Origin of the sequence: Caulobacter sp. FWC2 (assembly GCF_002742625.1) — a bacterium.
Taxonomy (GTDB): domain Bacteria; phylum Pseudomonadota; class Alphaproteobacteria; order Caulobacterales; family Caulobacteraceae; genus Caulobacter.
The window spans coordinates 2,711,202-2,735,593 of record NZ_PEBF01000001.1 but is presented as its reverse complement, the minus strand read 5'-3'; the positions used below and the strand labels follow the sequence as shown (position 1 = coordinate 2,735,593).

Below are 24,392 nucleotides of genomic sequence, written 5' to 3'. Positions count from 1 at the left end.
CGCCTAGTTCAACGCGTTCAGATCAATTTGGAACCGTCCGTCACCGACGGGCTGCAAGCTTTTTAGGATCCTGCGCAACGCTGTCGGACCCGCGACGGCAGGGCCAAACATAGGCCAACCTTCGGTTGGTCGTGCGCAAACTTCGCCCACTGTCACCCCCATCTTGCTTCCCAACAAAACGTGGTCGTTGCCCAAGGGACCCCCGCTATCGCCGACGCGCAGCACTGACGAAGCCTCAAATCCCCAACGGTCAGCCAGGGCTTGAACAACGCTCGTCTTGCACGTGGAGCGCAAGCAGATATCGACCGTGTGAGAAGAACGGGCGAGTCGCAAGCCCTCGATACCGGCGTTCGCCAAATCGTGAGCGAGCTGCTCCATGTCTGTGACATCCTCAAGAGGGAGAGTCAGCTGAACGAACCCATCCTTGATCCGATTGACGGAAAAGCCAGCTGACTGTGTCAACCAAGACAGGACGGCTTCCATCTCTCCAGGGCGCGTGGGCCTGGCGGTCTTGAGATCGATGTCGAGGGTGCGCACGCAGCCGCCATTGTAGTAGCCGATGGTGACGTCGGGATGGAGGCGCTCCGGGAGAGCCGATCTCATCGCGCGACCAGCCGAGTCCCCGCGTCCTGTGGCAACCCCGAGCTTGAGGCCCTGATCCATCAACGTAACGAGACTTGTTACAAGATCGTCTGGGACGGGCTTTTCACGATCTTCGACCGTAACGATCGTCCCGTCATAATCCAGAACAAGACCTTCGATCGCCGTGGTTGCCCACGTCTCCCGTAGATGCGTCCAGCAGGCCGCGAGATCATGATCGCCCGCGTCAAGCGGGTCGAACAACTCCACGGCAGCTCGTTTGAGCCGAACCGGCGCCGGCAATGCCGTTGCTAGATCGACGAGGCCAACGGCCGAATATACGTCGCGACCGAAGTCGCCGACCCCCGGTTTGCCGGGATCGCGACTGACCGCCTCGCCCAACGCTTCGACCACGGCGAGGGCTTCTAACACTAGGAGTGCAGACGCCAGTCGCCCAGGAAACGGCGCATGCAGGGTCATCCGGGGAGCTGACCTAGGCAGCGACGCTTCAAGTTCGTCCCAGATTTGCCGTGTCTCGGTGCTGGACAGCGCCAACAGGAACGCATCTCCTGGGCGCTGTTCGAGCCACACATGTCGACCGTGGGCGAAGTTGCGGAAGTCTACCAGTTGCACGGGGCACAGCGCGGCTTCCCAGCACGATGTCTCAATCGCCACGGCCGCCGCGGTCAGGCGGGGATCGCAAAGCACAAAAAGTGTCTGAGAGGGTTTGAACGCGAGAAAAGACTGCTTCAGGCTCTCACGATGGGCGCTGGAGAGACGCTGCTGGCCCGCAACGAGGAAGCTTTCGACCAAGGTTTCTGCGAGCGGGCGAGGACAGGCGGTGTCCGCCGCGAACAGCAAGCTGGCGATCGCACCGGCGAGGCTATGAGTGGCGAGAAAGCCATCTTTCTCGTCGGCGAGTTCAGTGAGATATAATGTCCCGCAACGCGCGGTGAGTTCGGCCAAGGTGCTTTGCCCCCGCCCAGTCACCACATGGACGTCGGTCAAAGCCAGGCTGATGCAGGTCTGCGCGGCCGCGATAATGTCGGGATTTTCTCCCGAGCCGCTGAACAGCCATATCTGCGCGCCCCGAAAGCGCTGGGCACCCATGACGAACTCCATGGGCGTCATCACGAGCGTCGGGGAATAGCCAAGCGTGCGCCGGCAGTCGGCGAGGAAGTTGGCGGTGATTGCCGAACCACCCGAGCCGACCGCAATCGCCAGGCGGCTTTCACCGTCCAACAAAGCCATGCGGAGTTTGGCGGTGGGCTGGCGTGCGACCATGCGCAACGTCTCGACCACACCATCGAGTTTCTCGGCATAGAGGCTCATGGTGAGGGCCTATAGCCCAACTGCAATGGGGGCGCTTGGCATTTCAACGGTATGTTCTGCTCCCGTTTGGAAGGAGCTCGATCCTAGGCTTGGTAGCCATCGTAGATCGGCCCGTGCATCCAGACGTGGACGATCATGTAGCCTGGCGCATCAGGAGCGGCCTCAACCTTCGCGTCCAACTCATACCGAACCGCTTCAACATGAAGGACGATCAAGTCGTGCTCTATGGCGGCCATGAGTGCGCCGGCCGCCATGACTTTGCTGCCCACCGGCGAAAGGATTAGCTCAGGCTTGTAGATGCCCTCCATCGTTCGATCGTACCGCGCCTTGAGCGTGGAGAAGGTTCGATAGGCATCGAGGGGATTCCGTTCGGAGACATAGATCAAGTCGCGGGCGTCAACGTTCCATTCGTTGCGCAGCTCGTTGTGGTACTCGGCGATCAGTGCGTCTGGACGCCTAGGGTCGCGGGCGGGAAAGGGCACCACCGGACATATCTTATAGTCCCCTTCAACTTGGCCATGGATCTTTGAAAGTGTCGCGCGCTTGCCTGGGGCTAGGTGGGGAAGCCAGACCCGCGCAACTTCCAGTTCTGAGGATTCCGTCGGAGGACCAGAAAAGCCCCTTACCGCAACCGCAGTGCTGGAGGGTTCGGGGACAATTTGGGCGTCCAGCTCCGGATTCGAGACAACCATGAGATGGAAGTTTACGTCTGGCCGCGCTTCACACTGCGCCAAAAGCACCCTGGCCGCAGGAAATCCAATGCCAACCGATAGCGCGCTGAGGTCCAGGACTACGTCGGTGACGTTAGGCCAGGGCATATCACGGAGCATCTGGCTGATGCGCATGCCGCCAACGGAAGCGCCGTCATCGGCGAAAATCTGGATGTGCTGAACCTCGGACCTGGGAACCAGCTTCTTCAGTTCGACTTCCGTCGTGTTCGCCGCCGCGGCCAAATCGCCGTTAGGATCCTTCCGCTCTTCACGAATGAAGATCGCCTGGAGGCGGTCGCCCATCACCGGCCCCATGCGTTCGGCAACCATTCGAGCACGTGGGTCGAAACCGGCGCCGCCGACCAAAAGACATGTACGATCAGGTTGCGCGAAATACTCCGCGATGAAGTCGTCAACGCCTTTGTCGGAGTGGGTGATGCAATTCGCCCAGTGCGGTCGAGAGGTCATGCTTCAGATGGCCTCCGCGACGTTGATCAGATCCTCGACCCGTCGTTCCAGGAATCCGCCGCGCTTGAGGGTGAGCCGGTGGTTGAGGCAAACCGGTCCGGCAAGCTCGAGGAGGCACCACTCTTTGCCGCCCTGGCCGTATTCTCGGACAGCGACGATTGCGCCATAGGCTTGAGCGTACTTGAGAACCTGAGCCAACTCGTGGTCGCTCGCCAGCAACTCGTCCATTTGCGAGTCCGGAACAGCGATCGCGTTTGCGCCTGGGCCGAGGGGGGCATTACCCAATAGGGACTCTTCCAAGCACTCGCCGGCGATATGCGTGACAAACTCCCGTACCTTTCGGGCGTAAGGGAAGGACCAGCCCGCAATCATTTCCGCGGTCTTGTCGCTCAGCGCCGCCTGTTGTTGAGCCGGCGACAAGGCGGGATCTAGATTACGGATCGCACGGGTCTCCATGCGATCGACCAGGGCACCTGCCATGTGCAGAAACAGCTCGGCGTTTTCGTTGCTCGCGTTCGCGATGTCGTCGATTCCATAGTGAAGCGGACGATCGAAGCGATGCGCCAAATAGATGCGCGCGGCGTCGGCTACATCGACATCAGCTTTTAGCGGCGTTCTTGGTTCGGGATTGTCCGCCTCGAAGAGTGACGGTGTTTGTGCCGAGACCCTGACGTCATAGCGGTGCATCAACACGCGCACCATCGCCAGCTGAACGTCCTCATTGATATCGACCGATTGTGAGCCTTTGACGTAGCTCCCGACGAGCTCCTCAATGGCGGACCGACGCTCTGGCGTCACCTTCAGGCGCCGCTGATCCTTGCCGACCTGCTGGCGAAGCTCCTCGAGCTTTGCGTCAGTCAAAGTTGGCGGTTCACGGCTCAGCAACCTCGTGAACTGTGTATGCTGGCGATTGGCTAGCGAAGGCACCAAGCGTAGGTAGCGGTCGGACATGTCCGCGGCTAACCGGCGAAATTGCTTACGGTCGCCGGCGCGCTGCGACTGCATGAAAATGTCGAGATAGTCTCGATCCGGTTTGAGGCCGGGAAACGCGTCCTGCTGACCAGACTGGAAAACGGTTGCCGGCGATAGCGCGTCAAGCCGCATCATCATCCAGCGGCCGATCCGCATCTCCCGGCGCGTCAAGGCGCGGAACAGCGCGTCCAGTTGGTCGGGGTGAAGCGTGTGGACGTCGTCCAGGATGACGAGCGGACGCAATCGGACTGGCTTGCCGTTCCATTCGATTTCGATTTCTCGAATGGTCTCGAACGGCTGATACGGTTCTCGCGCCGCGGCGGGTATATCTTCAGGTTTGGGAGGCAAAAGGCTCGCGCCGACCGAATAAACCGCTCGATCCACTTCTCGCGCGCGGGCCAAAATGTCAGCAGCGGTGGTTCCGCCAATCTGTTCGATCTGCGCGCCAGCGTCATCTCGCGCGATAATGCGGATTTCGTCGAGCCTGCGGCGCTTGTTGGCAGTTAGATTACGCAACCAGCCGATGACCGCGCGAGCTTGGATCAGCGACATGACCAGCTTCGTCTTGATCGCCGCGTCGAAGGGAAGTTCCCAATAGTCGCGATACTCTGACTCCATCGGGAGTCTGACCGCGACCACGCTCGGCGTTTCGCCATCGGTAAATCCGGTCGCGGCGAGCGCCGAAGCCAAGGCGCGATTGCTCTGATTGCTCTGATCGCGAAGGATGGTCTCCAGCAGGCGGTATTCCACTAATGTGGCCATCATCGTCTTCCCGCTGCCGGGAGTGCCGATCAGGCGGACCGGCATGTCGAAGATAGCCTCCTTCTTTTTGTGACGGGCCAAAAACGCCGTCAGAGGCTCAGGGCTGACGATCGCCAGAAATGCCGAGTCGTCGCGGATGTACTCGGTCGCTCGACGAAGGAAGGGGTTCGACATGGCTATCCGTGGCGGTCGCGGCGGAAAAACAGGGAGCGCATAGCGTGAGCGCCGTTCTCGCCTTTGGTCTCGGCCCAAAGGAGCGAGATGCTATTGTTGGGGGTGTTGTGATCAAGGACAATCGGTAGCGCGCAATTCGCGTAACCGAGTTTCATGTCGTCCTGCCCGGCCTCCTTGCAGTGCTTTTCGAGGCGTTTGTAGAGAGCGGGGTCGTAATACTTGTCGCAAAGCGCCAGCATCGCCGCGTCATGGTCGGCGTTGAGTTTTAGGCTTTCAGGCAGGAGTAGGCTCTCGGTGAGATTGACAGAGCCAAACGATTTCTCGCTCCACAGCGTATCAGCCTCGAGTAGCCGTTCGGTTAGGCTCAGGCGTGCTTGATGGCTAGATATATAGTGGTGGATATTGAGTTCGTAACTCTCGACGATTGGAAAGTCATCTTTTAGGTGCTTCCTCGCTTCGCTAATCAATTTGTTGAATCGATTGAGCTTGCCCTTCCAGACTCCTTTGCTGTGCCGGATAAACGTTGTTCCCGATGCGGTGAAATCGTCGATAAGGAAAATGCGTTCGAATTTCGCACCGTCTCCTTGATCATCGCGCAAATCCTTGGCCATTTCCTGCCATTTTGCGTCGTCGATGTTCATCATTGGGAGAACTTGTTCTTGGGATATCTTTCCGGCATTGGCACGCCGTAGGATATCGATGCGACTCCCATCGCTCATACCGACAAACAGCGTCTTTCTGAGGTTACGTTTGAATGCTTCGCTGCCCTCGGCTGTTCGCCATATCTCGTAAGGGCTAACTCCGATTTCCTTGGCCGCCACCGCCCTAATGCTCGGTGTAACGATCTCAGGTATGAAAGCTTCTATCAGTCGTTGAAGTTCGGGAAGAGAAACATAGACGAGACGTTTCTTCACGAAGTCATAGGGCGCCGGGCGATCTTCAAGAGGGAATTGCTTTAGCCAGGTTGCTAGACTTTCGAGAAATCGCGCGCCCGCGCGGAAGTCAGAATAACCATCGTATTTCACAGCCGACATCAGGCGCAGCCATCCATACTCGCGTGTCGCGATGGCGCCGTCATCGGCGGGCCAGCCCATGATTTCGGCCAGTAGGCCCAATGCCATCTGATCGTTCACGAGGTTTGCCGCCCTTACTTTTTCGGTGCTGTCGTGCGCACGTTAAACCGACTCATCGCGCGATAGTGACATTGCTCATGCTACAGCTTGGGCGGGTGTAGGCAATCGATTGAAGCTCAATGTCTAGATTGCGGCCCATACCGTAACAAACCGGCTTGGCCTCGCCACTGCGACTGCGTGATCGGGCGAGCCCCTCTTGCCCGCTGTCGTGCCCCGCAGTGCGGTCGCCAATTGGTCCCGGTGGGTACTAAATCTTGAACCTCGCGTTGGTCCAAAGCGCATCGGCAGTATCCCGCGATACTGCACGCGCGGCAAAATAGGCTGCGCTCGTGTTGTTCACGACCAGACCTAAATAGTTAGCGATGTACTCAGTTGTCGCCAACAGGCGGCTTTCTTGTCCGTAACGCGGCGTGGGAGCGCCGTTATCCATAGGGAGATTGTGGGCGATGAATGCATCCCGGTGAGCGCGCAAAGCTCTAAGGCGGCGCGAAGCCAAGACGGCTGGCACGATCCGCTCTAGGCGACGAAGGAAGTGGTCGTGTTCGACAAGCTTTGCGTCAACGAAGGCGGACGGTCGCTCCCCGCCCTCTGGACGAGCCCACCAGTCGTGGATGTCTTTGCGCATCGCAGCTCGGACTTCGGGATGGTCGATCAGCTTCCAGATAGTAGGGATGCTTGTTCGGTCAGGCTTGGCGCTGTCCCAGATCGACATCAGCCTAATCAGTTCGAAGCCAAACGTCTGGCGCTGAAGGACTGTGAAGGCGTTTGCTGCTTTGGATGTCCCTACTGCTGTTGGCAGGGGACGACCATAAATGAGGTGCCGGTTGTTTTCGTGGCACATGATCACGAAGCCGATCAGAGAGAAGAGGTCTGAGGCTTTAGTTTGAGCTGCGGCCAGCCGTGCCGCGGGTGTCATGTCGTCGATTGTCAAGCGTCGGGGCATAGGCGTGGCGTATCCGAAAGCAGCGTTTCCGTGAACAGATGTCAGGTTCCTGGAAGTAGGCCAACATCCGCTGCCGGCGCGACCTGGGTGCTTTGGCACCGGTATCTGTACCGCGTCGCCGCCCGAAGAGATGGGCGCCGCCAAACCTCGCGTGCGTGGGCTCGCGAACTGGGTGCTGAACGTCCGGTTCCTGGAGGCAAGCCAACGGCAGCTCTTGGTGCGACCAAGCCTGTGACCTCCTGGACCTGCCGCCGTGTTGGCTTACGCTAAAGCGGCTGGCGGCTTTTTGCGCCAGCGGCACGAGCTAGATCGCTCATCCGCCACGCCTCGCATCGGCCAGGAGGGGCCTTTCGCGGAGCTCGGGCATTTGGCGGCTACACACAGCCGGCGGCCAGAGGGCTAGCGCCAGGGGGAGGGCGGCCATAGCCTTGGCGCTATGTTGGGTTCGGGGCCAGATTGGATCGTAAAGGCCGGCCGCGTGGCGCGCGGGTTCTCAGCGACGACCCATCGCGCGCGCGGCGCCAAGCACTCCGTCTATGTGGTGCTGCTGCATGATGGCCGGCGCAGCGATCCCTGGGGCCTCTATGTCGGCCAGACCTCTCGCGATCCCGACCTGCGCTTTGATCAGCACAAGGCCGGCTACAAGGCCAGCAGCGCCGCGCGACGGTTTGGCGTTCGGCTCCTGCCCGATCTCGCCGCCCATCTCAATCCCATGCGCCAGTGGGAGTCGCTGGAGATCGAGGCCGCGCTCGCCGAGGCGTTCCTCGCGGCCGGCGTGCCTTGGGTCGAGGGCGGCCACTAGCGTCGGCGCGCCTGCGTCGGCGCCGCTTGTCCGTGCAGGGCTGAGCGTCCTGGTTTTGGCGCGGGTCAACCCTGGCAGGCGGGCGGCTCAGCCCATGTGATCGGCCGCGCGGTGGTCATTGAGATTGCAGCGTCAAACCAGGCTCCGCGAGCGGCCGGCGGTGATGAGATCGGCGTTTGGCCGCAGGCAAACCTGCCGTCAGGTTCTCTTTCTTTCTCGCTGATTGACCGGCCGATTTGGCTGTTGAGGCCGGCCTGATCGCGGTCTTCTTACTCGTCCCCGTCAACAACGGGGATGCGCCGTGGAGCCTTCCAAGCCTGATCTGGAGATGTCGCGTAGCCATCGCATGCTGCGCACGGCCTTGGGCCCCTTGCTGCTGGCGCGGCTGGAGGACCCCGGCGTCGCCGAGGTCATGCTCAATCCCGACGGCGCGGTGTGGATTGACCGCTTCGATGTCGGCCTTCGCCCCGCCGACCTGTCGCTGAGCCCCGCCGACGGCGAGCGGATCATCCGCCTGGTCGCCCACCATGTCGGGGTGGAGGTCCATGCCGGTCGGCCGCGCCTGGCCGCGGAATTGCCCGGCGGCGGCGAGCGCTTCGAGGGCCTTCTGCCGCCGCTGGTCTCGGGCCCGACCTTCTCCCTGCGCAAGCCCGCCAGCGTGGTCTTTCCGCTCGGCGACTATGTCGAGCACGGCGTGATGAGCGACGGGCAGGCGAGGGTGCTCGCCGACGCGGTGCGCGAGCGCCGCAACATCCTGGTCGTGGGGCCGACCTCCAGCGGCAAGACCACCCTGGTCAACGCCCTGCTGGCCGAGGTGGCCGCCCTGGATGAGCGCGTGGTCCTGATCGAGGACGTGCGCGAGCTGCAATGCCCGGCCCGCAACCTGGTGGCCCTGCGCACCAAGGAAGGCGTGGCGAGCCTGGCCGACCTCGTCCGCTCCTCGCTGCGACTGCGGCCCGATCGGATCATCATCGGCGAGGTTCGCGGAGCCGAGGCCCTGGACCTGATCAAGGCTTGGGGCACGGGTCATCCAGGGGGCGTGGCCACCCTGCATGCCGGCTCTTGCCTCGGCGCCCTGCTGCGCCTGGAGCAACTGATCCAGGAGGCCGTGGTCACCGTGCCGCGCGGCCTGATCGCCGAAACCATCGACCTTGTGGCCGTCATCGCCGGCCGCGGCCGGCTGCGCCGCCTGGTCGATCTGGCCCGCCTGGAGGGCCTTGGCCCCGACGGCGCCTACCAGTTCACCCCCGCCCTGACCTGAAGGAGAATGCCGATGTCTCGTAGCCTCGTCTCGCCTGGATCCTTGTCTCCCCCGCCGCCGCGCTTTCGGCTCTCGTCCCTGAGCCTCCGGTCGATGATCGCCGGTCTCTGGGGCATGGCGATCCTGGCCACCAGTCCGGTCCAGGCCGCCGGCTCGTCCATGCCCTGGGAAGAACCGCTGCAGCGGATCCTGGAGTCGATCGAAGGCCCGGTGGCCAAGATCATCGCGGTGATCATCATCATCGTCACCGGTCTGACCCTGGCGTTCGGCGACACCTCCGGCGGCTCGCGCAAGATGATCCAGATCGTCTTTGGCCTGTCGATCGCGTTCGCCGCCTCCAGCTTCTTCCTGTCGTTCTTCTCGTTCGGCGGCGGAGCGCTGGTCTGATGGCGGGTGATCGCGCGACCGGCTTCGCCGCGCCTGTTCATCGGGCCCTGACGCAGCCGATGCTCCTGGCCGGCGCGCCCCGCGCGATCGCCCTGGTCAACGGCACCCTGGCCGCGGCCCTGGGCCTGGGTCTTCGGCTTTGGCTGGTGGGCCTGGTCGTCTGGCTCGTTGGCCACGGTCTGGCGGTCTGGGCCGCGCGCCATGACCCCCTGATCTTCGATGTCGGGCGCCGCCACGTGCGGCTTCCCGCGCGGCTGGAGGTCTAGCCGATGCTGGACCTTCGCGAATATGCCCGCCGTCCCAAGCTGCTATGCGACTATCTGCCTTGGGCGGCCTTGATCGCGCCCGGCGTGATCCTCAACAAGGACGGATCGTTCCAACGCACCGCTGGCTTTCGCGGGCCTGACCTGGAATCGGTCGGCGACGCCGAGGTCGCCGCGGTCGCCGCGCGCCTCAACAACGCCTTGCGACGGCTCGGCTCGGGCTGGGCGATCTTCATCGAGGCCCGCCGCGATCCGGCCATGGCCTATCCCGACAGCGTCTTTCCAGATCCGGTCTCGGCCCTCATCGACATAGAGCGGCGCCAAGCCTTCCTGGAGGAGGGGGCTCATTTCGAGAGCCGCTACTTCCTGACGCTGGTGTTCCTGCCGCCGGCCGAGCGCGCCGGGCGTCTGGAGAACCTCTTCGTCGAGGGCCGCGCGCACGGCCAGATCGACTGGCGCGGCCAGGTCGCCGGCTTTGTCGATCGCTCCAACCGCCTGCTGGCCCTGGTTCAAGGCCTGACCCGCGAGGCCGATTGGCTCGACGACGCGGCGACCTTGAGCTTCCTGCACGGCGCGGTGACGACCCGGCGCCAAGGCGTGCGGGTTCCCGAGACCCCGATGCAACTGGACGCCTTGCTGGCGACGCAGCCGCTGACCGGCGGCCTGGAGCCGCGGCTGGGCGGCGCCCACCTGCGCACCCTGACCCTTGTCGGCTTTCCAAGCCAGACCCTGCCGGGCGTCTTGGACGAGCTCAATCGCTTGGCCTTCGCCTACCGCTGGTCGACCCGGGCCCTGTGCCTGGACAAGGCCGACGCCAACCGGACGATCGGCAAGATCCGTCGCCAGTGGTTCGCCAAGCGCAAGTCTATAGGGGCTTTGCTGCAGGAGGCTCTGACCCAGCAGCCCTCGGCCCTGGTCGATAATGACGCCAGCAACAAGGCTGGCGAGGCCGACCAGGCCCTGCAGGATCTGGGCGCCGACGCGGTGGCCTACGCCCTGGTCACCGCCAGTCTGGTGGTCTGGGACGACGACCCCGAGCGCGCGGACGCCAAGTTGGCCCTGGCCGAGAAGGTCATCGCCGGTCGCGACTTCACGATCATCAAGGAGCGCATCAACGCGGTCGAAGCCTGGCTTGGGACCTTGCCCGGCCAGACCTACGCCAATGTCCGCCAGCCGCCGCTGTCGACCCTGAACCTGGCCCACATCGCGCCGCTGTCGGCGGTGTGGGCCGGGCCGCAGACCAACACCCACCTGGACGGCCCGCCGCTCCTGATGGCCAAGACCGAAGGCTCGACGCCGTTTCGGCTCTCGCTGCACGTGGGCGATGTCGGCCACACCCTCGTCGTGGGTCCCACCGGCGCCGGCAAGAGCGTGCTCCTGGCGATGTTGGCCTTGCAGTTTCGACGCTACGCCGGCGCGCGCATCGTCGCCTTTGATTTCGGCGGCTCAATTCGCGCCGCGGCCCTCGGTATGGGCGGCGTCTTCCATGATTTGGGCGGGGTGCTGCTCGACGCCGAGCGACCCGCCGTGGCCTTGCAGCCCCTGGCGGACGTCGACGACCCCGCCGAGCGCGTATGGGCCATGGACTGGATCGCCGCCCTGATTTCCGGACAGGGCGTCGTCATGACCCCGACCGTGCGCGATCACATCTGGTCGGCCCTGGCGAGCCTGGCCTCGGCGCCTCGCGAAGAACGGACTCTGACGGGGTTGGCGGCGCTGTTGCCGACCCTGGACCTGAAGAACGCCTTGGCGCCCTACACCCTGGCGGGTCCTTGGGGACGGTTGCTTGACGCCGATCATGAAGCGCTGGCCGCCGCCGCGGTCCAGGCCTTCGAGACCGAAGGCCTGCTGGGCACGCTCGCCGCCCCGGCCGTACTGGCCTACCTCTTTCACCGTCTTGCGCGCGACCTCGACGGTCGGCCGACGCTGGTTTTGGTGGACGAAGCCTGGCTTGCCCTGGTGGATCCGACGTTCGGGCCGCAGCTGGAGGCCTGGCTGGCCCTGATCCGCAAGAAGAACGGGTCCGTCGTCCTCACGACCCTTTCGCTGTCGCAGATCGAGAAGAGTCCCATCGCCTCGGCGATCGCCGAGTTGTGCCTGACGCGGATCTTCCTGCCGAACGGATGGGCGCGCGACCCGCAGGGCGCCGCGGCCTACCGCCGGTTCGGGTTCAACGACCGGCAGATCGACATCGTCGCCGAGGCCACGCCCAAGCGTGACTACTACGTCCAGTCCAGGGCCGGTGAACGGCTCTTCGACCTGGGTCTGGGGCCCATCGCCCGCGCCTTTTGCGCCGCGTCCTCGAAGACCGACCAAGCCGACATCGCCCAGGTTCTGGCCGCCCACGGTCCGGACGGCTTCGCCGCCGCCTGGCTGCGCCATCGCCGGCTGGCCTGGGCCGCCGACCTCCTGCCTTCCATTCTCGTCCCGGAGTCCCTGCGATGAATATGACCCGACGCCGTCTGGCGGCGCTGCTGTGCGGCGCGGCCATGATCGCCACCACGACCAGCCTTACCCCGACGGCCCAGGCCCAGGTCGCCGTCTACGACCCCAGCAACTACGCCCAGAATGTCCTGCAGGCGGCGCGGGCCTTGCAGCAGGTCAACAACCAGATCACCAGCCTGCAGAACCAGGCCCAGATGCTGATCGGCCAGGCGCGCAACCTGGCCAGCTTGCCCTATTCGTCGCTGTCGGCCCTGCAAGAACAGGTCGCCGCCACCCAGGCCTTGCTCGGCGAGGCCCGCGCGCTGGCCTATAATGTTCGCGATATCCAGGACGCCTTCCATCGGCGCTATGGCCTGGCCGACCTCACCGCCAGCGACGCCGACCTGACCCTGCGGGCCGAAACCCGTTGGGCGACCTCGGTGGCCAGCTTCGAGGACGCCCTGAAGGTCCAGGCCGGCGTCGTCGAGGGGCTGGAGACCAGTCGCGTCGAGATGCAGAGCCTGGTCTCGGCCAGCCAGGGCGCGGGCGGCGCGCTGCAGGCCGCCCAGGCCGGCAACCAGCTTCTGGCCCTGCAAGCCCAGCAGCTGTCGGCCTTGACCGCCGTCGTGGTCGCCAATGGCCGGGCCGAGGCTCTGGACGCGGCCGACCGGGCCGCGGCCCGCGCCGACGCCAAGGCCCGCTTTGCCAAGTTCATGGGAGCCGCGCCCCAGCCATGACCCGGTCCCTGGTTTGGGGGACTTCACTGATCATCTTGCTTGGGGCCGCTGTCTTGGCGGGCAGGGCGTCCCAGGCTCCACCCTCTGGCGCGGGTCGGCCCGCCGGCGTGACGGGCGCGTTGGACGCCGGACCCGAGCGCGAGCTGGCGCGATGCCGCACGGCGCCGCAGGGCGACCTGGCCTGCCGCGCGGCCTGGGCCGCGGCGCGCGAGCGCTTCTTCGGGCGGCCGGCGTCATGAGCGACACCGGCGTCATCGATCGGATGCTGGACGTCTACACCCAGCATATCGACAGTGGCTTTGGCCTGCTGGGCGGGGAGGTCGCGTTCCTCTCCACGACCCTGGTGGCCATCGACATGACCCTGGCGGCGCTGTTTTGGGCCTGGGCCCAGGACGACGTCACCGCCCGGCTGGTCAAGAAGACCCTCTATGTCGGCTTCTTCGCGTTCCTGATCGGCAACTTTCATGCCCTCAGCGCGATCGTCCTGAAGAGCTTCTCGGGCCTTGGCCTCAAGGCGTCGGGCGCGGGAATTTCCACCGAGGACTTCCTGCGGCCCGGCAAGCTGGCCGCCCTGGGCATCACCGCTTGCAAGCCGATCCTTCAGGCCGCCAGCGACCTGGGCGGGTTTCCCGGCTTTTTCGAGAACATCGTCCAGATCGTCATCCTGCTGGCCGTCGCCCTGCTGGTGATCGTCGCCTTCTTCGTCATCGCCGTGCAGATCTTCGTCGTCCTGATCGAGTTCAAGCTGACCACCCTGGCCGGCTTCGTCCTCGTGCCGTTCGGGCTCTTTGGACGCACCGCCTTCCTGGCCGAGCGGGTGCTGGGCGCGGTCATCGCCTCGGGCGTCAAGGTCATGGTGCTGGCGGTGATCGTCGGCATCGGCTCGACGCTGTTTGCCGAGTTCACCAACGCCTCGGTCGGTCAGCCGACCTTGGAAGAGGTGCTGGCCATGGCCCTGGCAGCCCTGACCCTGCTGGGCCTGTCGATCTTCGGTCCCAGCGTCGCCTCGGGCCTGGTCACCGGCGCGCCGCAGCTTGGCGCCGGCGCGGCGATCGGAACCGGCTTGACGGTGGCGGGCATGGCCATGGTCGGAGCCGGCGCGGTGCAGATGGCGGCCGGCGGCGGCGCGAGCCTGGCCTCCGCCGCGGCCGGGGCGGGCGGGAGCGCTCGTCCGCCGGCGGGCGGGCCGCCGCCTGCCGGACCAGGCGGACCCAGTGGCGGACCCAGCGGCGGCGGACCCTCGCCCCAAGGTGGCCCGGCCGCGCCCAGCGCCGCCGCGGCCAAGGCGGCCGCGGGTTCTGGATCGGACGGTGGCGGGTCGGGGTCCGGCGCCCCGCCGGCCGGATCGGCGCCGGCCTCCGAGAGCGCGGAGGCGCCGTCCTGGGCCCGCGAGCTCAAGTCTCAACAGGCCCTGGCCCATGGCGCGAGCCTGGCCGCCCACGGCCTGGCCAGCGGCGACGACCATAGCGGCGGCGCTAGTCCCTCTCTCTCGGAGCAAAGCTGATGAACCCTTTCAAGGGCCCCACGCGCCTGGGCGCGACCCCCGTTCCTGAAACCCCCTATCAGAAGGCCGGGCAGGCCTGGGACGCGCGGATCGGCGGCGCCCGCGTCCAGGCGGCCAATTGGCGGCTGATCGCCCTGGGATTGCTCGCTGCCAACCTCATCCAGTCGGGCGGGCTGATCTGGCAGGCCTCGCGCGGCGCGCTCGTCCCCTGGGTCGTCGAGGTCGACCGGTTGGGCCAGATCCAGGCGGTCGGCCCGGCGGTGCGCGGCTATCGCCCGCCCGATCCGGTCATCGCCTGGACCCTGGCGCGCTTTGTCGAGAACACCCGGTCCCTGCCGGCCGACCCGGTGGTGCTGGGGCAAAACTGGCGCAGCGCCTACGATTTCACCGACGCCGAGGGGGCCGCGGCCCTGTCCGACTACGCCCGGGGCGCCAATCCCTTCGAACAGGTCGGCAAGGCCCAGGTCTCGGTCGAGATCAGCAATGTCGTGCGCGCCTCGCCCGACAGCTTTCGCCTGGCCTGGATCGAGCGACGCTATGTCGAAGGCCAGCTGGTCTCAACCCAGCGCTGGAGCGCCATCCTCACCTTGGTGATCGCCCCGCCGGCCTCGCCCGACGCCTTCGTCAAAAATCCCTTCGGCATTTTCGTCCGGGCCATCGCCTGGTCGCGGGAGTACGGCGCATGATCCGGCCGCTTTTGATCGCCTCGCTCGGCGCGAGCCTGACCGCCGGCTTGGGCGGGTCGGCCTTGGCCGCGCGAACCGCGCCCGCGCCCCAGACGGTGGCCGACGTCGAGTTCCTTTATGGCGAACGCGGCGTCTTCGACATCGTGGCCGCGCCAGGACGGATCACCGATCTGGTCCTCGAAGCCGGAGAGGCCCTGGTCGACACCAATCCGATCGCGGCGGGGGACACGCTGCGCTGGGTGATCGGCAACACCACCAGCGGGGAGGGTGCGGCGCGCCGTGTCCACATCCTGGTCAAACCGGTGCAGGTGGGGCTGTCGACCAACCTGATCATCAACACCAATCGCCGCACCTATCATCTCGACCTGCGGGCCTCGGAGCGCGCTTTCCTGTCCCAGGTGCGGTGGCGCTACCCGGCGGCGGCGCCGGGCGCCCAAGACAAGCCGACCGCCGCGCCCGTCGCGGCGGTCGATGCGACCGCATCGGGCGCCGGCGCGCCGACGGCGGCGGCCCTGGCCGCCGCGCCGCTCAATCGGGCCTATCGGATCAAGGGCGCGGCGGCCTGGCGGCCCACCGGGGTCTTCGACGATGGGGTGCGAACCTATGTCGAGTTAGGACCGGGCGTCGTGCTCGCCGATCTGCCGCCGCTGTTCCTGGTCGGCGCGGACGGCAAGAGCTCCGAACTGGTCAACTATCGCGTCGAGGGCCGGCGGCTGGTGGTCGATCGCCTGTTCGACCGTGCCGAGCTGCGTCTCGGGCTCAAGCGCTGGGAGCGTCGGGTGCGTCTCGAGCGAGTTTCCGCGGCCCAGGAGATCGGACGATGACCGAGACGATCGAACAGGAGCAACAGGCCATCGCCAAGGACCTTCGGCTGCGTGGGTCGGCCCGGTCGGTGACCCAGGTGTCGCGCAAGGCCTTGGTGGTCACCGGGGCGGTCCTGGCGGCCGGCGTGGCCGCGGCCTTGGCCTGGTCGCTGCGCGACCACGATCGCGCGCCGCCCAGCCGTGTCGTGACGCAGGTCGCCTCGCCCCCCGAACAGGTCACGGGCCTGCCCAAGGACTATCTCAAACGCGGCGACACGCCGGTCCTGGGACCGCCGTTGCCCGGCGACCTTGGCCGCCCCATCCTCAGCGCCCAGCGCGCCCGTGAGGCCGCTGGCGCCGGTGGCGGTCCGGAGGCGGTGCGGCCGAGCGCGTTCGAGGCTCAGTCGCCCTCTAGCGCCCGTCCCGCGCCGCGGCCCAATCCGGTCATCGCCGCGCGTCAGGCCGCCCGGGCCAGCGCCCTGTTCGCGGCCGCCACGCCGTTGTCGTCGGCGCCCGCCGCGCCGGTCGTCGCCTCCCGGGCCGACGATCCGCGAACGACCAGCCCCGAGCGGCTGCAGGCGCCAGCCTCGCCCTACCTCCTGCAAGCCGGCTCGATCATCGCCGCCGCCCTTGTCACCGGATTGCGATCGGACGCCAGCGGTCTGGCCATCGCCCAGGTCAGCCAGGACGTCTTTGACAGCCTGGGCGGTCATCATCTTCTGATCCCGGCCGGCGCCCGCCTGATCGGTGACTACGAAACCACGACCAAGGCCGGGCAGAGCCGGCTGGCGGTGATCTGGACGCGCCTGATCCTGCCGTCGGGACGCTCGATCGTCCTGGACAAGTTGCCGGCCGCCGACGCCCAAGGCATGGCCGGCTTGCAAGACGGTGTCGATCGCCATGGCCGGGCGGTGCTCGCCGCCGCCGCGCTCAGCACCGTGCTGGCGATCGGCGCGGAGACTGGGCAATCCAGCGATGGCGGCGACCTTGAGCGGGCGATCCGCCGCGGCGCCAGTCAGTCGGTCAGCGATGTCGGCCAGCAGGCCGTGGGCCGGAGCCTGAACTTGACCCCGACCCTGACGATCCGGCCCGGCGCGCCGCTTCGCGTTCTGCTGTCGCGGGATCTGGTGCTCGAACCCTACAACGAGGAGGCGCGACCATGAGCAAGCTGAAGCTGGGGCCGCTCGAAGACGACCTGCCGGTCAAGATCACGGTCGACCTTCCGGCCGCGGTGCATCGCGACCTGGCCGACTACGCAAAGGCCCTGGCCGCCGAGACCGGGGGGAAGGTCGCCGAGCCGGTCAAGCTGATCGCTCCGATGCTGGCGCGGTTCATGGCCACTGACCGCGGGTTCGCGCGTGGCCGAAAGCGCAACGACTGACGGCGTCTGGGAGGCCTTGGCCAGGCCTTTGGATTCGCTCCGGGGTCGGTGCCTGATCAAGCCGGGCAGAGCGCCGACGATCAAGCGCGGACAGGCCCGGCGTCAGTCGCGTCTGGTTCCAGGGCCTGCGTTGAGCCATCGCCGTTGCGGTGCGTCTGGCGCCGGATCCCTGAGACAGGCCGCGTTTGGTAGGGCGCCGACTCATGATTTCGTCCGTCCGCGATCGAAGTTGACCTGGGAGACGCGCCAATGAGCCCTGAAGCCTTTGCCGCGATCGGAGCCGGATTGGCCATGGTCAAGTCCAAGGCCGTGATGGGCGCGGTGCGCCTGGCCGTCCATGGCAAGGTTTTCGCCACGGTCGGCTGGCCTGGGGCCGACTGGGCCGTCGTCAAGCTGTCTCCCCCGGACCAGGCTCAGTTGATCGAAGTTTCAAACGCGCTTGAGGCGGAGTCAGGGCGACGCGGGTCCAGGGGCGTGACCCTCGTGCGTCTGGCCGTGCTCAGCGAAGCGGTCGCCAATCGTGTGCTGATCGCCGCCTGGCAGTCGGCGATGTCTTCGCCGGCGCCGTTGTCCAAGACGGGTTAAGCCGGATCGCGGCCTGTCAGGGGCCGCCAAGCCCGTCGATTTCGATCAAGCCGCGCCGTGATCAAGCTGGCCGGGGCGCGCGTGTCTTCCTCACCCCATCGAATGCGGTTCACCGCGGCGGTTTTGGATCATCCTCCACGCTGAGCGTGGGCCAGGACCAAGCGTGCTCGACATTGGCGTCGAGCCACTCGGCCCAAGCCTCGATCTCGCCAATGGCCGCCCAAAGCGTTTCACGGGAGATCCGCAAGGGCGGGGCCAAATAGGACCCAAAGAGATCGTCGCGCGGAACCCAGGCCTGGACCTCCGCGGGGCGGGCGAAGAACGGCAAGGGGTGCTTGTCGAGTGTCTTGCGATCATGCCGCGCGCGCATGGAGAGCAGGCTGTCGCCGTGCTGGCTGCGATTACGCGCCAACACGACCTGGTCGATGATGTCGAAGCGGACGGCGCACTGGCTCCATCGCGGGCCGAAGATGTCGGAGAAGGCGGCGCGATAGGCGGCGACAAAGCCTTCGCGCGCGGCCAGCTTGTCTTCGTGCTTGTCGAAAGCGAACCGAAATTCGCGCTGGCGCCAGGTGTTCAGATAGAGCTTCAGGCTGTCGGCCAGCAGCGATACGCAGGTCTGGCCGATCAGCGCGATCGCGATCTCAGCGCCCTCCCATTCGGCTTGATACAGGGGCTCGCCGTCTTCTGGATCGCCGTAGGGCTCGAACGGTGAGGTTCCTGCATCGATGCGCTCGTGGATGTCGACGAACGGTTTGGCGGCCTCGTCGAAATAGTAGCGGATGAAAGTGGTGCGATCTTTGAGGAAGTAGGTCGTCTCGCTTTCGGCGGGCCGCATCAACCGTCTCCCTGGAGGTCAGCGCGTACACTGGCATTTCTTGCAGACAGCGTCGCTCGCAAGGCTTGGGGCTCCGCCCCCGGCGCGCTTCGGATCGTCTTCCGCCCAGCTTCGGCCGGCTTTGCCGGCCTGCCAGCCGGGTCCCCGCGAAGCCGCCCCTCCGCTTGCACCCCCGGTCTCGCCGACGGGCAAGGGTTCATGCTGAACCCCTGCTATGAGGATGAAGATCATGGGACAAGCCACTGAAAAGCTGGAACCCCGCATCTATGTCGCCTGCCTGGCCGCCTATAACAACGGCTGGCTGCATGGCGCCTGGATTGATGTCGAGGATGACGCCGACGCCATTCGCGACGCCATCAACGCGATGCTGAAGGCCTCGCCCGTAGCGGGGGCCGAGGAGTACGCCATTCACGATCATGAGGGCTTTGGCGGGGTGGAGATCGCCGAATATGCCGGGGTCGACAAGGTGGTCCGGATCGCGAGTTTCCTACGTCAGCGCGGGAGCCTGGGCGCCTCGGTGCTGGAGCACTTCTGCGGCGACCTGGACGCGGCGGCGGGCGCGCTGGACGAGGATTATCGCGGCGTCTTCGAGAGCCTCGCCGACTGCTACCAGGACATGACCGAGGAGACCCTGACCATTCCAGAGGCCTTGCGCCTCTATATCGATTGGGAGGCCATGGGGCGGGACGCGCGGTTGAACGGCGAGGTCTTCACCGTGGAGACCGCCCACGACGAGGTCCATGTGTTCTGGTCTCGTTAGGGCCGCCCGTTGCTGGCCGGCGTGGCGCTGGCCGGAAAGCCGAAGCAGGCCCCCGTCAGATCCGGATGTTCCAGCTCGATATCGACGAAGTGCCATTCCGTCGTCTCCCGATGATCCTTGCGCCAGGCGTCGGCCCAGGAGGCGCGTGCGCCCAGGTCTGGGTTCGTCAGGGCGTCGGTGTCGGCCGCCAGCAGGGCTTCCACGGCGGCGGCGGCCTTGGGCGTGAGATAGCCCCGGGCGATCTGGGCGACCACGGCGTGGCCCTCGCGGCCCCAGGCCAGGGCGGCGTGGGGGGCGGCGAGGAGGAGCAGGGCGCAGAGCAGGGCCAGACGACGCACGAGACGGTTCCTTCGCGGATGAGGGCTGGTCATGCCCGCGCGGTCAGGACGCGGCAAGACGCGCGACGGGCAGGCCTAGCGCAGCCAGCGCGCCGCCATCACGGCCGCCGCCACGACCAAGGTCGCCAGCCCGGCAAGGCTGGCCCAGCCGGCGGTCGTCAGCAGTTTAGTGGTCGGGCGGCGTCGAGGCGGCATGGGGCGAGCCTTAGGCGAAGTGGACGGCGCGCGCCAGCGTCGGCGCGGCGAGAGGACTGTCCAGGCCCAGGCCCAATTGCTCGTCCTTCAGCGTGATCGCCTGGTCGAAGTTGGACAAGGTGACGCCGACCAGGCGAATGCCCAGGCGCGGCGGATAGACCGAGCGGACCAAGTCCAGGCTCGCGCGGCGCAAGGTCGCGCGGTCAGCGACGGGCGAGGGAAGGGAGCGGCTGCGGGTGGCCTGCTGGAAGTCGGCCCATTTGATCTTCACGGTGACCGTGCGGGCGCGTGCGCCGGTCTTCTCGCACCACGCCCAGACATCGTCGGCCATGGCCAGGACGCCGGCTTCGATCAGTTCGGGCGCGGTGTGGTCCTGGTCGAAGGTCGTCTCAGAGCCGGACGATTTGCGCACCCGGTCCGGATTGACCTGACGCTGATCCTCGCCGCGGGCGATGGCGTAGTACCAGGACCCCGACTTGCCGAAATGATGCTGCAGAAAGGCCAGGGTCTGGCGGTGCAGGTCCTCGCCGGTGTGGATGCCCAGCCGCTTCATCTTGGCTTCGGTGACCGCGCCGACCCCGTGGAAACGGCCGATCGGCAGACCCTGCACGAAGGCCTCGCCCTTGCCGGGCGGGACGACGAACTGGCCGTTGGGCTTGCGTTGATCCGAGGCCAGCTTGGCCAGGAACTTGTTGTAGGAAATCCCCGCCGAGGCGTTCAGGCCGGTCTCGGCCAGGATCCGAGCCCGGATTTCCAGGGCGGTGTCGGTGGCGGTGGTCAGGCCCCGTCTATTCAAGGTGACGTCAAGATAGGCTTCGTCCAGCGACAGCGGCTCGATCAGGTCGGTGTAGTCGGCGAAGATCGCGTGGATCTGGCGCGAGACGGCCTTGTAGACCTCGAAGCGCGGCGGCACGAAAACCAACTGCGGGCACTGGCGTAGCGCCGTGGTCGAGGGCATGGCCGAGCGGACGCCGAAGGCGCGCGCCTCGTAGCTGGCGGCGGCGACCACGCCGCGTCTGGCCCCGTGGCCCACCGCCAGCGGGCGACCCTTCAGGCTGGGGTCGTCACGCTGTTCGACCGACGCAAAGAAGGCGTCCATGTCGATATGGATGATCTTGCGCGGTTCCGACTCCATCAACGAACAGCTTAGCAGGGTGGGAACGAAACGGAAACATCGCGTAACGTCGCGGCGCCAGCCGCTGGCCTTCAGGCGGCCGCCTGTCCGGCCAACGCCTCGATGACCCGGCAGTCGGCGGCTCGGCCGTCGCAGGTCGCCTCGACCATTCGCCGCAGTTCGCCGCGCAAGGTCTCCAGTTGGGCGATCTTGGCCTCGACGTCGCCAAGCTGGCGGGTAGCCAGCAGGTTGGCCTCGCCGCAAGGGCGTTCGGGGTGGTCGGAAAGATCCAGCAGATTGCGGATCGCTTCAACCGAGAAACCCAGCTGCCGGGCATGGCGGATGAAGGCCAGGCGCCGGACGGCGGCCCCATCATAGACACGCCGGTCATTGGCGGTCCTGATCGGCTCGGGCAGCAGGCCGATCTCCTCATAAAAACGGATGGTCGGGACCTTGACGTCCGAGGCCTTGGCCAACTGGCCGATCGATAGGGTCATGGGATTTCCTCACCCGACGCAAATAGGCCCTTGATCCTCTAGTGGCTAGAGGATGCACGGTGGCGTCATGAGCGACTCTTGTTCCAGCAAGCCGGTCGCCTCGGGCTGTGGTTGCGGCGCCGAGGTGAAGTTCGACGGCGCTACCCCAGCCTATCGCCGCGCCCTGGCGTGGGTGATCGCGATCAATCTGGTCGGCTTTGTCGTCGTGCTGATTGGTGGCCTGATCCAGGGCTCGGCCTCCTTGTCGGCCAACGCCCTGGACTTCCTGGCCGACAGCGCCACCTACGCGATCAGCCTGTGGGCCATCGGACGCTCCGTGGCCGTTCGCACTGGCGCGGCGTTGTTCAAGGGCGTCAGCCTCGGTGTGGTCGCCCTATCCGTTGTCGGGTTCGCCGCGTGGCGCGCTTGGAGCGGCGCGGCGCCGTCCGGTGAGGCGATCTCGGCCCTAGGGCTGTTTGGCGCCCTGGCCAATCTGGTCGCCGCAGGGCTCCTGGTTCGCTACCGCGACGGCGACGCCAACGTCCGTTCGGTGTGGCTCTGCACGCGCAACGATCTGATCCAGTGCCTGGCCGTCGCCGCAACCGGCGTTCTGGTCTGGCTGACCGGCTCGCGCTGGCCCGACCTGATCGTGGGCGTGCTCCTGGCTGGGGTCTTCCTTATGTCCGCCTACCAGATCATCCGCCAAGCCCTCGACGAACACCGCGCCGACCTCGCGACCTCCTGACACATGCTCAAGCTCTTGCCACATGCGCCGCTTTGCGCCCATGGATTGATAATGATTACTGATCTCAAGGGCCGCTTGGCCTCGATGTTTGCCGGTCTGTTGGCGGTCCTGGTTTTCGCGGTGGCGCCGATGGCCCACGCCCAGGAGGCGACCTCGTCCCAGACCGCCTGGCGACTGCTGGACTACCTGTCGGTCGACTACGCCGGCGCGGTGAAGGACGGCAAGGTCATCAGTCCTTCCGAATATGCCGAGATGAACGAGTTCGCCGGCCAGGTGCGCGAGCGCATCGCCGGCCTTCCGGCCACCAAGGCCCAGCCCGCCCTGCTGGCCCAAGCCGAAAGCCTGCAGGCGACGATCGCCGCCAAGCAGGAGCCGGCTGTGGTCTCGACCAAGGCCCACGCCCTGGCCAACGACCTGCTGGCCACCTATCCCACGCCCCTGGCTCCGACTCGGGCGCCGGACCTGGCGCGCGGCGCGGCCCTCTATGCCGAGAACTGCTCGGCCTGCCACGGTGAGACCGGCAAGGCCGACGGTCCCAATGCGGCGGGTCTGGATCCGCCGCCGATCGCCTTCGCCGACGCCGATCGCGCTCGCCAGCGCAGCGTCTTTGGCCTCTACCAGGTGATCCAGCAGGGGCTCGACGGCACGGCCATGGCCAGCTACGCCCACCTGCCGTCCGACGATCGCTGGGACCTGGCCTTCTATGTCGGGCGCTTTGCGTTCAGCGACGCCGAGGCCGCCGAGGGCGAGAAACTTTGGAACGGTGACGCCGCCGTGCGCGCCCACTTCGCCAACCTCCAGGCGCTGACCCAGGAGACGCCCGCCGCCCTGGCCAAGACCATTGGCGAGACCAGGGCGCGCGCCCTGACCGCCTATCTGCGCCGCCACCCGGAGGTCGCCACCCGCAAGGACGGCGGCTCGCTCGAAGTGGCCCACCAGAAGCTGGCCGCCAGCCTCAAGGCCTATGAGGCCGGCGACCGCAAGGCCGCCGCCGACCTGGCCCTAGCCGCCTATCTCGACGGCTTCGAGCCTGTCGAACCGATCCTGGGCGCGCGCGACCCGGCCCTGATGCGGCGCATCGAGGGCGCGATGGGCGATGTGCGTGGTGCGATCGGCAAGGCCGCGCCGGCCAGCGAGGTCCGCAGCCAGATCGAGCGCCTGGACGCCCTGTTCGCCACCGCCGGTCGGGCCCTGGCGCCGGAGAAGGCCAGCAGCCTGTCGAGCTTCGCCGGCGCCTTCACCATCCTGCTGCGCGAGGGTCTGGAGGCCCTGCTGATCGTGGTCGCCATGATCGCCTTCCTGCGCAAGGCCGAGCGAACCGATGTCCTGCCTTACGTCCACGGCGGCTGGATCGCGGCCTTGGCGGCCGGCGGCCTGACCTGGGCGGCGGCGACCTTCTTCATCTCGATCAGCGGCGCCAGCCGCGAACTGACCGAAGGGTTCGGCTCGGTGATCGCCGCGGCGGTGCTGATCTCGGTGGGCCTATGGATGCACGGCAAGGCCCAGGCCGACGCCTGGCAGGTCTATATCCGCGAGAAGCTCTCCCATGCGCTCTCCAAGCAGTCGGCCTGGTTCCTGTTTCTGCTGGCCTTCATCGTCGTCTATCGCGAGGTCTTCGAGACCATCCTGTTCCTGACCGCGCTCTGGACCCAGAGCGGCGCGACGGCCGTGCTGTCGGGGGTGGCCTTGGCCATCGTCGTACTGGCCATCATCGCCTGGGCCATGCTGCGGTTCTCCAAGCGCCTGCCGATCGGCCAGTTCTTCGAATACAGCGCCAGCTTGATGGCGATCCTGGCGGTCGTCCTGGCCGGCAAGGGCGTCGCGGCGTTGCAGGAGGCGGGCCTTCTGGACCTGCACCCGCTGGCCCTGCCACGCATCGAGCTGCTGGGCTTTTTCCCCACGATAGAGGGGGGCGCGGCCCAGGCGCTGACGCTGGCGATCCTGGTCATCGGGTTCTGGTGGTCACGGCGTGGGGCGAGCGCGGCCGGGCAGGCAGGCGACCGAGCGTGATCTTGTAACG

The 24,392-nt window shown here is 66.3% G+C and carries 25 protein-coding genes; 16 read left to right on the top strand and 9 right to left on the bottom strand.

Annotated features, from left to right (window positions below; translation table 11 throughout):
• Nucleotides 1-3 precede the first annotated feature (3 nt).
• From CSW62_RS13105 to CSW62_RS13085, 5 genes are all read right to left on the bottom strand, one after another.
• Nucleotides 4-1,911, bottom strand: a complete 1,908-nt coding sequence (locus CSW62_RS13105; protein WP_099578440.1) for an HAD family hydrolase — start codon at nucleotides 1,909-1,911, stop codon at nucleotides 4-6.
• 83 nt (nucleotides 1,912-1,994) lie between these two features.
• A complete protein-coding gene (locus CSW62_RS13100; protein ID WP_143324388.1) occupies nucleotides 1,995-3,089 on the bottom strand; it encodes a hypothetical protein in 1,095 nt (364 codons plus the stop codon).
• A 3-nt stretch (nucleotides 3,090-3,092) separates the two neighbouring features.
• The gene (locus CSW62_RS13095; protein WP_099578436.1) at nucleotides 3,093-4,997 is read right to left on the bottom strand and encodes a hypothetical protein; all 1,905 of its coding nucleotides are present in this window, start codon (nucleotides 4,995-4,997) and stop codon (nucleotides 3,093-3,095) included.
• Between the two features lie 2 nt (nucleotides 4,998-4,999).
• A complete protein-coding gene (locus CSW62_RS13090; protein ID WP_199170594.1) occupies nucleotides 5,000-6,130 on the bottom strand; it encodes a hypothetical protein in 1,131 nt (376 codons plus the stop codon).
• A 247-nt stretch (nucleotides 6,131-6,377) separates the two neighbouring features.
• Entirely contained in the window at nucleotides 6,378-7,061 is a 684-nt protein-coding gene (locus CSW62_RS13085) for a hypothetical protein (RefSeq protein WP_143324387.1), read from the bottom strand.
• Between the two features lie 490 nt (nucleotides 7,062-7,551).
• Here CSW62_RS13085 and CSW62_RS13080 point away from each other — a divergent pair, with 490 nt between their 5' ends.
• The 13 genes from CSW62_RS13080 to CSW62_RS13020 all read left to right on the top strand — a co-directional run bounded on the left by CSW62_RS13080 (nucleotide 7,552) and on the right by CSW62_RS13020 (nucleotide 17,906).
• Nucleotides 7,552-7,875, top strand: coding sequence for a hypothetical protein (locus CSW62_RS13080; RefSeq protein WP_143324386.1), 324 nt, complete (start codon nucleotides 7,552-7,554; stop codon nucleotides 7,873-7,875).
• 346 nt (nucleotides 7,876-8,221) lie between these two features.
• The gene (gene trbB / locus CSW62_RS13075) at nucleotides 8,222-9,136 is read left to right on the top strand and encodes a P-type conjugative transfer ATPase TrbB (protein ID WP_199170722.1); all 915 of its coding nucleotides are present in this window, start codon (nucleotides 8,222-8,224) and stop codon (nucleotides 9,134-9,136) included.
• A 93-nt stretch (nucleotides 9,137-9,229) separates the two neighbouring features.
• Nucleotides 9,230-9,523, top strand: coding sequence for a TrbC/VirB2 family protein (locus CSW62_RS13070; RefSeq protein WP_099578426.1), 294 nt, complete (start codon nucleotides 9,230-9,232; stop codon nucleotides 9,521-9,523).
• Complete coding sequence (locus tag CSW62_RS13065) at nucleotides 9,523-9,789, top strand: VirB3 family type IV secretion system protein (RefSeq protein ID WP_099578424.1); 267 nt, start codon at nucleotides 9,523-9,525, stop codon at nucleotides 9,787-9,789. The genes CSW62_RS13070 and CSW62_RS13065 overlap by 1 nt, the downstream gene beginning before the upstream one ends.
• Before the next feature lie 3 nt (nucleotides 9,790-9,792).
• Nucleotides 9,793-12,231, top strand: a complete 2,439-nt coding sequence (gene trbE / locus CSW62_RS13060) for a conjugal transfer protein TrbE (RefSeq protein WP_099578422.1) — start codon at nucleotides 9,793-9,795, stop codon at nucleotides 12,229-12,231.
• On the top strand, nucleotides 12,228-12,947 hold the full coding sequence (gene trbJ / locus CSW62_RS13055; RefSeq protein ID WP_099578420.1) for a P-type conjugative transfer protein TrbJ: 720 nt from the start codon (nucleotides 12,228-12,230) through the stop codon (nucleotides 12,945-12,947). The genes trbE and trbJ overlap by 4 nt, the downstream gene beginning before the upstream one ends.
• Complete coding sequence (gene trbK-alt / locus CSW62_RS13050; RefSeq protein WP_099578418.1) at nucleotides 12,944-13,186, top strand: putative entry exclusion protein TrbK-alt; 243 nt, start codon at nucleotides 12,944-12,946, stop codon at nucleotides 13,184-13,186. Before trbJ ends, trbK-alt begins: the two co-directional genes overlap by 4 nt.
• Nucleotides 13,183-14,451 carry a P-type conjugative transfer protein TrbL gene (trbL, locus tag CSW62_RS13045; RefSeq protein WP_099578416.1) on the top strand — a complete coding sequence of 423 codons (1,269 nt, stop codon included), beginning with the start codon at nucleotides 13,183-13,185 and terminating at the stop codon, nucleotides 14,449-14,451. The genes trbK-alt and trbL overlap by 4 nt, the downstream gene beginning before the upstream one ends.
• Entirely contained in the window at nucleotides 14,451-15,137 is a 687-nt protein-coding gene (gene trbF, locus CSW62_RS13040) for a conjugal transfer protein TrbF (RefSeq protein WP_099578414.1), read from the top strand. The genes trbL and trbF overlap by 1 nt, the downstream gene beginning before the upstream one ends.
• Nucleotides 15,134-15,961, top strand: coding sequence for a P-type conjugative transfer protein TrbG (gene trbG, locus CSW62_RS13035; RefSeq protein WP_099578412.1), 828 nt, complete (start codon nucleotides 15,134-15,136; stop codon nucleotides 15,959-15,961). Before trbF ends, trbG begins: the two co-directional genes overlap by 4 nt.
• Entirely contained in the window at nucleotides 15,958-17,103 is a 1,146-nt protein-coding gene (locus CSW62_RS13030; protein WP_099578410.1) for a TrbI/VirB10 family protein, read from the top strand. Before trbG ends, CSW62_RS13030 begins: the two co-directional genes overlap by 4 nt.
• The gene (locus tag CSW62_RS13025) at nucleotides 17,100-17,321 is read left to right on the top strand and encodes a DUF2274 domain-containing protein (RefSeq protein ID WP_099578408.1); all 222 of its coding nucleotides are present in this window, start codon (nucleotides 17,100-17,102) and stop codon (nucleotides 17,319-17,321) included. Before CSW62_RS13030 ends, CSW62_RS13025 begins: the two co-directional genes overlap by 4 nt.
• Nucleotides 17,322-17,570: 249 nt before the next feature.
• Complete coding sequence (locus CSW62_RS13020; RefSeq protein ID WP_099578406.1) at nucleotides 17,571-17,906, top strand: MmcQ/YjbR family DNA-binding protein; 336 nt, start codon at nucleotides 17,571-17,573, stop codon at nucleotides 17,904-17,906.
• 109 nt (nucleotides 17,907-18,015) lie between these two features.
• On the opposite strand, the gene CSW62_RS13015 is transcribed toward CSW62_RS13020, so the two are convergent.
• Nucleotides 18,016-18,744 carry a hypothetical protein gene (locus tag CSW62_RS13015; protein WP_099578404.1) on the bottom strand — a complete coding sequence of 243 codons (729 nt, stop codon included), beginning with the start codon at nucleotides 18,742-18,744 and terminating at the stop codon, nucleotides 18,016-18,018.
• Between the two features lie 229 nt (nucleotides 18,745-18,973).
• Between CSW62_RS13015 and CSW62_RS13010 the strand changes: the two genes are divergently transcribed.
• Nucleotides 18,974-19,504 carry an antirestriction protein ArdA gene (locus CSW62_RS13010; protein ID WP_099582287.1) on the top strand — a complete coding sequence of 177 codons (531 nt, stop codon included), beginning with the start codon at nucleotides 18,974-18,976 and terminating at the stop codon, nucleotides 19,502-19,504.
• Here CSW62_RS13010 and CSW62_RS13005 read toward each other — a convergent pair.
• From CSW62_RS13005 to CSW62_RS12995, 3 genes are all read right to left on the bottom strand, one after another.
• Nucleotides 19,501-19,842, bottom strand: coding sequence for a S1/P1 nuclease (locus tag CSW62_RS13005; RefSeq protein ID WP_233206673.1), 342 nt, complete (start codon nucleotides 19,840-19,842; stop codon nucleotides 19,501-19,503). The two genes, CSW62_RS13010 and CSW62_RS13005, sit on opposite strands and share 4 nt — an antisense overlap.
• A 205-nt stretch (nucleotides 19,843-20,047) precedes the next feature.
• Nucleotides 20,048-21,172 (bottom strand): DNA polymerase IV, encoded by a 1,125-nt coding sequence (dinB, locus tag CSW62_RS13000; RefSeq protein ID WP_099578402.1) that lies wholly within the window; start codon nucleotides 21,170-21,172, stop codon nucleotides 20,048-20,050.
• A gap of 71 nt (nucleotides 21,173-21,243) precedes the next feature.
• A complete protein-coding gene (locus tag CSW62_RS12995; RefSeq protein ID WP_099578400.1) occupies nucleotides 21,244-21,648 on the bottom strand; it encodes a helix-turn-helix domain-containing protein in 405 nt (134 codons plus the stop codon).
• 67 nt (nucleotides 21,649-21,715) lie between these two features.
• On the opposite strand from CSW62_RS12995, the gene CSW62_RS12990 reads away from it, so the two are divergent.
• Entirely contained in the window at nucleotides 21,716-22,372 is a 657-nt protein-coding gene (locus CSW62_RS12990; RefSeq protein WP_099582286.1) for a cation transporter, read from the top strand.
• Between the two features lie 51 nt (nucleotides 22,373-22,423).
• Nucleotides 22,424-24,382 carry a cytochrome c/FTR1 family iron permease gene (locus CSW62_RS12985; RefSeq protein ID WP_099578397.1) on the top strand — a complete coding sequence of 653 codons (1,959 nt, stop codon included), beginning with the start codon at nucleotides 22,424-22,426 and terminating at the stop codon, nucleotides 24,380-24,382.
• Nucleotides 24,383-24,392: the final 10 nt, after the last annotated feature.